This is a genomic window from Mesorhizobium sp. WSM3866 (assembly GCF_002294795.1).
Lineage (GTDB): Bacteria > Pseudomonadota > Alphaproteobacteria > Rhizobiales > Rhizobiaceae > Mesorhizobium.
This window is the reverse complement of record NZ_NSGC01000028.1, coordinates 21,421-32,917: the sequence shown is the minus strand read 5'-3', so window position 1 is coordinate 32,917 and position 11,497 is coordinate 21,421. Positions and strand designations below refer to the sequence as shown.

At 61.9% G+C, this 11,497-nt stretch carries 7 protein-coding genes; 1 reads left to right on the top strand and 6 read right to left on the bottom strand.

The window, feature by feature from the left end; genetic code table 11:
* Nucleotides 1-836: ATP-binding cassette domain-containing protein (locus CK222_RS30570; RefSeq protein ID WP_141247170.1), on the bottom strand; the 836-nt coding region annotated here is incomplete at its 3' end.
* 105 nt (nt 837-941) lie between these two features.
* Here CK222_RS30570 and CK222_RS30565 point away from each other — a divergent pair.
* On the top strand, nt 942-1,937 hold the full coding sequence (locus tag CK222_RS30565; protein WP_095802885.1) for a LysR substrate-binding domain-containing protein: 996 nt from the start codon (nt 942-944) through the stop codon (nt 1,935-1,937).
* A 50-nt stretch (nt 1,938-1,987) separates the two neighbouring features.
* On the opposite strand, the gene CK222_RS33485 is transcribed toward CK222_RS30565, so the two are convergent.
* From CK222_RS33485 to CK222_RS30535, 5 genes are all read right to left on the bottom strand, one after another.
* On the bottom strand, nt 1,988-2,374 hold the full coding sequence (locus tag CK222_RS33485) for an Arc family DNA-binding protein (RefSeq protein ID WP_278086727.1): 387 nt from the start codon (nt 2,372-2,374) through the stop codon (nt 1,988-1,990).
* A gap of 990 nt (nt 2,375-3,364) precedes the next feature.
* On the bottom strand, nt 3,365-4,828 hold the full coding sequence (locus CK222_RS30550; protein ID WP_095802882.1) for a GNAT family N-acetyltransferase: 1,464 nt from the start codon (nt 4,826-4,828) through the stop codon (nt 3,365-3,367).
* Nucleotides 4,829-4,861: 33 nt separating this feature from the next.
* A complete protein-coding gene (locus tag CK222_RS30545; protein WP_095802881.1) occupies nt 4,862-6,202 on the bottom strand; it encodes an HlyD family type I secretion periplasmic adaptor subunit in 1,341 nt (446 codons plus the stop codon).
* A gap of 13 nt (nt 6,203-6,215) precedes the next feature.
* Complete coding sequence (locus CK222_RS30540) at nt 6,216-8,333, bottom strand: type I secretion system permease/ATPase (protein WP_245433399.1); 2,118 nt, start codon at nt 8,331-8,333, stop codon at nt 6,216-6,218.
* Between the two features lie 1,055 nt (nt 8,334-9,388).
* On the bottom strand, nt 9,389-11,437 hold the full coding sequence (locus CK222_RS30535; protein WP_141247169.1) for a type I secretion protein: 2,049 nt from the start codon (nt 11,435-11,437) through the stop codon (nt 9,389-9,391).
* Between the last annotated feature and the right edge of the window lie 60 nt (nt 11,438-11,497).

The following is an 11,497-nucleotide window of genomic DNA, read 5'->3' as shown; positions in this document are numbered from 1 at the left end:
ACCGGCGTGCCCTCTGGGCTGCGTTGCCGCCGCTTGAGCTGTGGTCCGGAACGGTGGGTCGATTGGCCCATCTGCTGGACGATCTCGGCATCGCTCAGCGAGGCAAGCGGCGTCGCATTCGCCACGGTGACGCCGTCCCGCAGGACGGTGCAGACGTCGCATAGCTCGCGGATTTCGCGCATCCTATGCGAGACGAATACGATGCCGATGCCCTCGTCGCGCGCCAAACGCTTCAGCACGGAGAAAAGCTTGGCCGTCTCGCCCGCGGTCAGGTTGGCGGTGGGCTCGTCGAGAAGCAGCACTTCGGCGCCCGTTGAAAGCGCGCGGGCGATCTCCACGATCTGCCTTTCATGCAAGGACAATTTGCCCGCAGGCAGGTCCACGATCTCGTCGCCGATCGCCGCATCGATCAGGCGCAGGGCGTTGAGTGCGATGTCGCGCATGCGCCGGTGGCTGCTTTGCGACAGGCCGGACTTCGCATGCACAATGCCGATGTTTTCCGCGACCGACAGTTCGGGCAGCAGCGCCAGTTCCTGATGCACCACCGCTATGATCGGGCCGCTTGGGCCGACCTTCGCCGATGCGAAGCCAATGTCGCCGGCGTCACGAGGGGTGAGGCCTGTGATGATGCGGATCAGCGTGCTTTTGCCGGCACCGTTGCCGCCCAGCAGCGCATGGATTTCGCCGGCCCGGACCTGAAAGCTCACACCTCGCAGCACGCGGGTTGCGCCGTAGCTCTTCTCGACATTGGCAGCGCCGATCAGAGGCGTCCTGTTCGATGCCTGCGCGGCCGCGCTCCCATTGTCGGCCACGCCCAGGCCCTGGGCCGTTTCCATCCTGCATCTCCTCCCGAGATCGAAGGAAGATGCGACCGATTGACATTCGGCTCAATTCTCGTTTCTTAACATTCTGTGTAGCTGAACTTAACTGACGATGACGATATGTCGGACATCAAGTTTAAGTCGATGGCGCATTTCGAAGCCGTTGCGCGCCTCGGCGGCGTGGCAAAAGCGGCGCAGGAATTGCAGGTGACGCCTTCGGCCGTCAGCCAGCAACTGCGCTTGCTTGAGCATCAGCTGGGCGTGCGGCTGTTCCAGCGCGAAAAGCGTCACCTTTCCCTGACGATCGACGGGGAGCGGCTCTACCAGACCACCACGCAAGCCTTCGAATCCATACGCGAGGTGCGAAACGCCATCGTGCGGCAGCGCGAGAGCTTTCAGCTCAGCCTTCGGGTCAGCCCCTCCTTTGGCGAGAAATGGCTGGCGCCACGTTTGGCTGAATTCAGCAAGGACTATCCGACTTGGAATCTGCGCGTCGACGCGACACCCAATTTCTCGGATTTCGAAACCGAGGTCATCGATCTCGATCTTCGCTACGGCGACGGGGGCTGGGCCGGCCTCTATTCGGATTGCGTGGTCAACGACCTGATCTTGCCGATGTGCTCGCCTTCGTATCTCACCGAGCTGCAGAGGCTTTCATCCGATCCGCGCGAGCAGTTGCGCCAGGCAAGACTGATCGACAGCGTGAAGGCCTATTTCCGCTGGGATTACTGGCTGCCGCGTAACGGGGTCCAGGGCGCGCGCATGACCTATCCCTATCGTTTCGACCGCTCCTCGATGTCCGTTCAGCTGGCGAAGGATGGAGCGGGCGTGGTTCTGGAAAGCACGTCAATTGCATTCGAGGATCTTGTTTCGGGCGCTTTGGTGCCCGTCTCGACCGAGTTCGACGTCATAGAGTTCCCCGGATACTGGCTGGTCTGTCCGTCGCGGCACATGAACCGGCGCGCGGTGCGGCTGTTTTCGGAATGGGTGTCGCGGGTCGGCAGGCGCGACACCGAGCGGACTCGTCAGTTCCTCCGCGAACAAGGTCTTCGCATATCGTTCGAACGGCGGCCGCATTTCGGTACGCGCGATGACAAGGTGTGGCCGATGGCGTAAGCGGTTGCAGAGGGAGGGCTATTCTTGTGTGCCCCTGGGCAAGTAGCTGACTAACCTCGAGGGTGGCGCGCTGAGCCTTTAGTCTTCTCTGAGGCCGCCGAAATCTGCCCCTTCTGCAACTCGTCGAGCTTGATCTTGAGCACGTTCAGCGCAGACATGATCTCGCGACGCGTTATGGTTTCATCATGCCTTTCGTGCATTCGGATGAGGAAATTCAGCTGTTCAAAAATCTCGGGAAGCGATGGGGCAGGGGGAAAATGGTCCTCAAGCACGCTGACGATCTCGGCATTCATTGAACGGCCGTTTCGCTGAGCCTCGATCGCGATCCGCTCCCGCATGCCTTGAGGCAGACGGACTCGCCTGGTTGCAAGGCGAGATTGGCAAAGGAACGCTGATTTCAGCGATTGATTCCGCCAAAGTCGCGCGGTTGATCGCAAAGCGCCGAGGAGACGGTATCTCCAACCGTAGAGTGAATGCCAGCGTTATTGAGCCGTTGCGAGCGATCCTCCGTCGGGCAAGCGAGGTTTGGTGCCAGCCTGTCAATCGAGTTAAATGGAAGGACCATGTCCTGGAAGAGACTCAGGAACGTGTTCGCGAGGCGACGCCGGATGAAGAGGCCGTCCTGCTGGAAGCGATGCGCTCCGACTATGTCCCAGCTCTGCGATTTGCCTTGCTCACCGGCTGCCGACGCGCTGAGATCGTGGGGTTGACATGGTCGCGAGTGAATTTCTTCAACAACCAAGTAACTGTTACTGGAAAACGCGGTAAGAGCCGAACCATCCCGCTAACGGAGGAGGCCCGAGAGCTTCTATGGCGCCTGAGGGGTCATCAGGCCGAAGCTGTATTCACCTATGTTGCAGTGAGAACGCGAGAGGGCCGGGAGCGTGGCAACCGTGCGGATGCGCGCCCAGCAACATCTCTATCGACCGCGCCCGCCGTTGAGCCTCGAAGCGCAAGGGACGGTAGAGGCCGGAGGATGCTGACTGAAAGCCACAGACAAACAGCAAGTTAGGACGCAAGGGACGCTAGGGTCAATTTTTCCGTTGCGCGTGCGCGCGAAGATACGCAAGAATAGCAAACGCAGCTTCATGTGTGGCGCGAAATTTGTCGTCTCTTCCTGCTGCTCGTTCCGAGGGCCAGCGACGTCGTTCATCGGAACGGCGGACCTGGATAGACTCGCGCCGTTCGCCCCCAACACCGATCAGATCCAACCCTTTGTTTCAAATCCGATAGCAGCATGTGCACGCACCAGAAGCGAATCTCCGGGTTGCGTCGCTATGGCTAGGCGTCCATCCGCTCCAGCTTCGAGACGCCTGCGTTTGCCGGCTCCAGTTTTATGTAGCACGGACTTACGTCCTCCTTCAGCTTTCGCAGCTGTAGACGGATTTTGGCGCGAAGCATTGGGTCGGCTTTGTCCTCGACGGCGCTCAGCACCTGGTGGCCTCATCCAACTGGCTAAGCTGCGCGAGGCTGCGGCCAAGACCATATCGCGCCCCCGACAGGTCTGGATTGAGCTCAAGCAATTTGCGGAAGGCGTCGGCGGCGTCCGCGTGCCGGCTGAGCAGCTGAAGTTCGACGGCAAGCCTTGACCAAGCCTTGACTGATTTCGGTGCGATCTCCACGAGCGATCCGAAAGTATCGGCCGCCGACCAGTGGTCGCCTTTGGCGGCCAGCAGCTGGCCCAATCCGTAAAGCGTGCGAGGATGGCGAGGGTTGACCTCCAAGATCTGGCGGTAGCCATTTTCGGCGTTGGCAAGGTTGCCTGCCTCGTGGAATTTGGTCGCCTGCTCCAGCACGCTCCCGACGGACCTCTCGTCGATCCGGTCGCCGAGATTGCGACCGGTCCTGGTCTTGACCAGGACGCAATGGATGGTGGTCTCCTCCACGCCGTAGGAGTACTTGTACGGCTCGTTGCCGCGCAGGAAGTCGTAGCTGCGGAAGCCCTGTTCGATCGCATGACGAATGCAATAGCCATGCAGCACGAGCCCGGACGGGATGTCGTTCGCGGTCTCGTCGCGTCCCGCGAGATGGAACAGCATCGTTTTTTTGACCCGGTCGACCAGGAATGCCAGGCCCCCGAGCGGCTTGTCGCCCTGCCAAAGGATCGGCAGGAACAGCGTCCCGCTTTCGAAGGCGTCCTTGAACAGGATCCGGTTGGACCTGACTAGGCCGGGCAGGAGGTTGCCCTTCCGCGGCGCCCATTTGATCCGCCACATTTCGAGGATGATGCCGATGTCGCGGTCTATCGTGGTGGCGTCGGCATGGGTGATGCGGAACTCGCCGGATCCATCGAGCTTGCGCAGGAAGCGTCTGATCTTCTGGCGCGTGTTCGAGCTGGTCTTTTGTTCGAGATAGCTGTCCCAATCGCCTGGCAATGCGGCGGCCGGGCAGATGCAATTGTCGACATTGTCGGTTTTGTTGACGCGCGGCATCTTGTGGGCCGTTAGTCGCTTGTCGGCAAGGTTGTCGATGAGCAGGCGCCGTCGCTTCTCCGACATGCGCAGATTTTCGAGATGCAGCTTGGCCCAGTTCATCTTCAGAAGATGCCTGGCAAGAGCCGGGATCGCGCGCTCGGCAAAGCCCGGTGCGCACAGGATACCGGCATAGTCGGCCGCGTAGTTCCCGGCCATGTTGATCTCGTTGTGGCAGATACCGGTCTTCTTGTTCAGCCTGGTGCGCAGCCGCAGAGGCAAAAGGGCGATATAGGAAGATCCTGGCGGCCCCGAGCGTGCCGCCAGGACGGACCAGGCGTCTTCATAGCGTCGCATGTATGACGACAGGAACGTCCAGGAGAGGAAGAACTGCGCTTCGGGATCCTTTTGGTAGAGATCATCCCAGTTCTCCCTGAGCCGGTTCAGCTCCTCCCGTTTCGTGATGACGTCGATCTGCATGGTTCCCCCGAAATCGTTGCCTGTTCGTAGGTCTCACTGTTCCATGAAGGCTCTCGCCATGCTGTCGGCGATCGGCTTCGTCAGATAGCTGAAGAATGTGCGCGACTCCGTCGCGACGAGGATCTCGGCGGGCATACCCGGGGTCGGCGTAAAACCGTGCACCTTTGCCAGTTCGCTCGCCGGCACGCGCACGCGCGCCAGATATACCTCCTTGGGCGTGGGGCCGCTCATCTCCGGCAACGCATCTGCCGAGACATAGTAGACTTCGCCCTCCAGAACCGGCGTCGTGCGGCGATTGAGAGCGATCAGCCGGATCGAGGCTTTCTGCCCGACCTTGATGTTGTCGATGTCGGTGCGGGGCACCTGGGCCTCGATGACGAGAGGCACATCCGAGGGCAGGATCTCGAGGATCGCCTTGCCGCTCTCGATAACGCCGCCGGCGGTGTGATAGTACATGCGTATGATGGTGCCGGGCTCGGGAGCCTTGATGGTCACGCGGCGAAGCACGTTCTCCGCCTCGCGCGACTTTTCTCGCACGGCGTCCAGTTCGGCCTCCAGGCTTTGCAGTTCCTGGAGCGCCGCCTGGCGATAGGTATCCTTGGTCTGCGTGATCTGCTGCTCGAACCTGACGATCTGTTCGCGGTTCTCGGCGACTTCCGCCACCATCTTGCCGATCTGGCCATCGGCGTCGGCCATCGCGCGCTGGATCGCCTTTACCTCGGTGCCGCGGATCAGGCCCTGCTCGAGGAGCCTTTGCTTGCCCTGATATTCCTCCTTGAGGAATTGCAGTTGCCGGCGCACCGACGAGATCTGCTCCTCGATGCCTTCGTTGCGGAATTCCATGGCCTTCTTGTTCTGGTCGAACAGCGCTATGTCGCTGTCGCGCTTTCGTTCCGCGGCCTCGAAGTTGGCCTGCTGGCTTTCCATGATCGGGGAGACCTCTGGATCGAACCGGTTGTCGAGGATGATCGCGGGAAATCGGATCTTGCCGCTGCCCTGCACCTCGGCATTCAGCCGGGCCGCGATCGCTTCGAGCCGCGCCTTGCGCAGGAACAATTGCCGTTCGTTGGTCTGCGCGGCGGTCTCGTCGAGCTTTATCAACGGCTGGTCGAGGCTGACATGGTCGCCTTCATTGACCAGGATTTCCTTGATGATGCCGCCTTCGAGATGCTGGACGATCTTGTTTTGCCCGGTTGCGACAAAGCTGCCCTGGGCGATGATGGCGGACGCGAGCGGCGCCGTGAAAGCCCAGGTGCCGAAGCCGCCGAAGGCCACCGTGATCAACAGCGCGCCAAATGCGGTCTGCTTCCAGATCGAGCGCGGCACCTCGGAATACCACTCTATGTCGTGAACTTTTGCGATGTCGGTCGTCATCTTTGCGGCCCCGCTACTGGATCTGATGGCCGAACGAGCCGCCTTCGATGCTCAAGCCCCGGTTTGCAAGGGCCTGCAGCACTTCCTGTCGCATGCCGAACAGGGCGACGGTGCCGTTGACGAGCAGCAGTATCTTGTCGACGCTCTTCAGCAGCGATGGCCGCTGGGTGATGGTGATCACCGTTATCTTGTTTTCCTTGGCGTGCTGGAGGGCTCGTTCCAGTGCCGCGTCTCCGGCCGAATCCAGATTCGAATTCGGCTCATCGAGCACCACCAGGCGGGGATTGCCGAAGAACGCGCGCGCAAGCGCGACGCGCTGCTTCTGCCCGCCGGAAAGCGGCGCTCCGTCGGCGGCGACGAAGGTCTCGTAGCCGTGGGGCAAGGTCGAGATCATCTCATGAACGTCGGCCAGCGCCGCCGCTTGGTAGATCTCGGCGTCGGTCGCATCGTCACGCATACGGGCGATGTTGGCCTTGATCGACGCCGGGAACAGCTGAACATCCTGGGGCAGATAGCCGATATTCTCGCCGAACTGGCGTGGATCCCAGTTGCGAAGATCCATCAGATCCAGCCGTACGTTGCCTGACGTCGGTAGGATCGACCCGACCAGCATCTTGCCCAAGGTCGTTTTGCCGGCGCCCGAATTGCCGATGATGGCCAGCGAATCGCCCGGCGAGAGCGCGAAAGAGATGCCGTTCAGCACAACCCGCTTCGTTCCCTGGGGCACGAACAGGAGCCGTTCGACGTCGAGACGGCCCTCGGGACGCGGCAGGTTCAACCGCTCGAAATTGAGCGGCGACGATTGCAGGAGCGATGCGATCCGGCCATAGGCGGCGCGGGCATGCACGACGTGGTTCCAGCCCTCGATGGCGCCTTCGATCGGGCCGAGCGCCCGGCCGGCGATGATCGATGCGGCGATGACCATGCCGCCGGTGAGATGCCCTTCGATCGCCAAATGAGCGCCCCAGCCAAGCATCGTCACCTGGGTCAGCAGCCGAACGGCCTTCGACATGGAGGCAAAGACGATGTTGCGGTCTTGTGCGATCACCTGCGCCCTGAGCGAGTTTGCGGTGTCCTTGCCCCAGATCTTCACGGCCTCGGGGATCATGGCCAGCGCGTTGATGATCTGCGAGTTGCGCGACATCGAATCGAGATGGATGTTGGCCTTGCTCTGGTGCGCGTTCGCCTCGCCGAAGGTCGCGGCCGTCGCGCGCTGGTTGAAAAGCGTGATGATCAACAGCAGCACCGCCGAGGTCATGACGATGAAGCCCTGATGCGGGTGGATCAGAAACACCACCAGCACCATCAATGGAGCCATCGGCGCATCGAGGAACGACAGCAGCGTGCCGGAGGTCAGGAAGGTCCTCAGTTGCTGCAGGTCGCCCAGGACCTGGTACTCCTTGCCGTTGCTGTGAAGCGAGGCTCTGGCCGCCGCGCTGAGGATCGGCGCACCCAATTGGGCCGCCATCTCGACGGCCGTGCGCATCAGGATGAAGCGGCGAAGCGCATCGAACATCGCCTGCAGCATCACCGCGCCGACGATCACCACCGTCAGCATCACCAGCGTGTCGGGGGAACGGCTGGTGAGAACGCGATCCGAGATCTGGAACAGATAGATCGGGATCGCCAGGACCAGTATGTTGCAGGCGACCGTGAACAGCATGACGATCAGCAGGTTTTTCCTGACCGCGCTCAATCCGGCCCTGAGCGAAGCGCCGAAATCGACCGGGCCGAGGCGCTTGTGGAAAGCGCCGCCACCCCCGCCGCCACCACCGCCGCGCCGGCCCTTGTCGTCCACACCTCCTGGGGGAGATCCGCCTTGCTGCGTCTTGATGGGACCAGTGTCGCCTTCGATGGTGATCATGCCGGGCGACTTTGCCGCGTCTTTCATCTCGGTTACCGACGGCTTGGCTGGTTCGTCGGGCGCGACCTTGGCCTGCGGTTCGGCCGGCCGCTGGGCCGCAGGCTGTGGCCTCGGCGGCGCTGCATTGGCCTGGATATTCTGCCTTTCGGTCGCTGGCATTGGCTTGAGCGTGGGTTCGGCCGGCCGCTGGGCCGCAGGCTGCGGCCTCGGCGGCGCTGCATTGGCCTGGATATTCTGCCTTTCGGTCGCTGGCATTGGCTTGAGCATGGGTTCGGCCGGCCGTTGGGCCGCTGGCTGTGGCCTCGGCGGCGCTGCATTGGCCTGGATATTCTGCCTTTCGGCCGCTGGCATCGGCTTGGGCGTGGGTTCGGCTGGCCGTTGGGGCACAGGCTGTGGCCTCGGCGACGCCGCGTCCGCCGGGACATTCAGCTTGTCGATCGTCGGCGCTGTCGTCGCGGGAGGCTCGGTGGCCACCGGCTCACCTTTTGCAACGGCGGCTGAAGGCGGAGCAGCAGGTTTCTTGGCCGTCAAAGCTGGCCCCTGCCATTCGGCCGGTCGCGTCTGGAATGTTGGCGTTGGCGGCAGCGGCTCAGGTGCGACAGTCGAACGCGCCCGTGTGGTGCCGGGGATGGAACTTTGACTTGGCTGCGGAGCCGGCTCCGGCTTGCACAGTTGTCGCTGCGCCATGAAGTTCGGTATGTCAACGGCGGCTACGGGTGCTGGGGAAGAAGCCGGAGGATGCACTGCATTGGCGCGCATCTCGTTGGGCAGGTTCGGTGGCCCGCCTGTCGTTTGCAGAACTGGATTTGCTCTTTCCTCGGTTCGCCCCTCCTGCAAGGCGGGTGCGATTTTGATGGGGCCGGCCGCGGCCGCCTTCGCTTCGCTGACCTGTGGATTCGTCGTTGTGGGAGGCGTGACGATTTGCCTGACCACGCCGCCCCCGTCCGCCTGCCCAGCCGGGCTGGTCGATGCAGGGGTTCTCGCTGGCTGGTGCGCAGGCAGGGGCGCTGTGGCCTGCTCTGGTTTCGGCTGACTGGTTACTGCGCTCCGGCCGTCGACCTGCGGCAAAGGTCGGTCCTGACCGGCCTTTACCTCGCGATGGGGGACTGCATCGTAAAACTGGCCGACGGCATTGTCGATTGTCTTGATGGTCCGGTCGATCGCCAGCTCATGCTGCCGCAGGGCGTTCGAAAGCGTCTTGCGAGGCACCGCGGAACTCGACGATCCCTGGTCGTCCTCCTGCATCGCCGCCTCTAGGTCTTCGGCAAACGTGTCCCAAGGCAGGTCGCGATCATCGGTCATTGTATCCCCCGGTTCCCGGATCAGCCCAATATTGTTTGCACGCCGTCCGCCTGAACATGATCCGGCGTCGGGACTATCAAATGGTCCATCTGCGTGTCGTCGGCGCCCGCATCGTCGGCCAGGAACGCGATCGCTTCGTTGACCAGCGCGTCCGGATTCTGTCCGCCGAGTTCAGGATCGCTCGAGATGATGTCGGCCTGGATCAGGATCTCCTGCGAATAGTGCTTGCCGCCGACATAGGTCTTGTCGGTTCCGTCGACGTCGATGATCCCCGCGAAGTTCGCCACCTGATTACCGCCGGTGGTGACAGTCCATTCCGCCTCGGGATGGGCGACGAACTGGTTCATCGCCAAGGCAACCTGATCGCTGTCGCCCAGCACGTTCGTTTGCGACACATACTGCACGTTGAGCAGGTCGCCGGAGATGTAGAGAACCCGCAAGGCGCCGATACCGGCGAAGGCTGGGTCGTTCAGTATGTCGCCAGGGCCGGCGTCCTTGCCGGCCGCGAAGTCCTGGGCCGCTTGAAGATAGGACGTCGGCAAGGCCTCATAGTGGTTCTGGCCGCCGACATTGATGATCGTCGCATCGTTCCAGAGCAGGTTGCCGGCGGTCGAGTAGGAGCCTTCTCCGGAAGTCTGGAAACCATCGACCGCGCCGATGAGATCGTTGTCGATCAGGAAATTCATCTGCTGGATGATGTTGGCGTCGTAGATGTTTCCGCCGATGATGATCAGGTCGTAGTAGTGACCGAGCTCGTTCAGCGACACGTCGTTGATCGCCGTGTTGTCGCCGGTGCTCACGCTGGTCCTGACACCCGACGAGGACATAACCGTGGTGTCGTTGTCGGTCATGAAGCAGTACTGCTGGATCCAGTTCGTGATGATGAGGTCGCCGGTGACCTGCGTCACCACCCAGGCGGCGGGGAAACCGTCCGCTGCGGTTGGTGCCACGCTGCCGGACGACGGGTCGATGTGCTTGAACGCGGCGATGTTGAAGGCCTCGTCGGGGGCGTTGCCCAGCTTCCACCCATTCAGGGAGGAGCTTACGATATCCGTGTCGCAGCGTGCGTTGATCTGGATGATGGCATTGATTTCATAGCTGTTGCCGACAGTGGCGACGACCGATGTCGTCGTCCAGTTGTTGGTCAGCACGGCCGAATTGATCAGCGTGTTGGTGCCGGTGTCCAATTCAACGCATGGGCTGAGCAGGCCGTTGCCCCAGCCCGACATGAAGTCGGAGGAATCCGGCGGCGTGTTGTAGTCGTCCTTGTCGGGTCCAGCGCTGGCAACCTCGTCATCCTGGTGCTGTTCCTTGAGGAGATTGATGTGGTCCTCCGCCTTCGGCGCGTCGGCATCGTCGACCAGCTGGCCGTTGACATAGGTTCCCAAGATCGGGCCTGAAGTCGCGTCTGGGTGCAGGACGAAGACGTTCGCTTCGCCGCTCGGGTCCTCGGTGTAGGCCGCGATGCGTTCGCCCATGGTCACCACCGCGGCCGCCATGTCGTCGGGAGTGCCCAGCAACGTCACATCGTCGATCGGCGACACGTCCGCCGCTGCGTTCATCAGCGAGGCCAGATGGCTGCTGTCGTCGACCGCCGCGGGCGTGAAGATCAGCCCATGTCCGCCGGCGCCGACATAGTCGTTGTCGGACAGGCGGATTTCCTGGTTGATGTAGGCTGCGATCGCGCCTGGAGGTTCGATGTTTGGCAGGACCATGCCGCCACCGAAAGCCGGCAGATGCGGCAGATGGAAGTGATGATGGCCGGGGCTCAGATGGCCGTGCTGAACGATTTCGGGCGGCGTGTACCAGAAGCTCGAACTGACCGTGTTCAGCACCAGGTCCGGCTTGACCCCCATATACGGAACGTGTGGATCGAAGTCGTCGAGGGTATAAGGCGCCTTGACGTTGGCATTCGTGTTTGGAAGGTCGGGAGTTTCTTCCTTGGTGGCCGCAGCAATTTTGAACTCGTCGTAGGTCTTTAGCTGCCGTGCCTCCTCGACCGAGATCTCGAACATGCCGATGAAATGCGAGATGACCTCGGTCATCTTGTCCAGCTGCATCGTGTACACGGTAGCCTCCGTATCTTGAGATCATTCGCGCTCGGTCGGGGCGGCATGTCTCCCGGATGG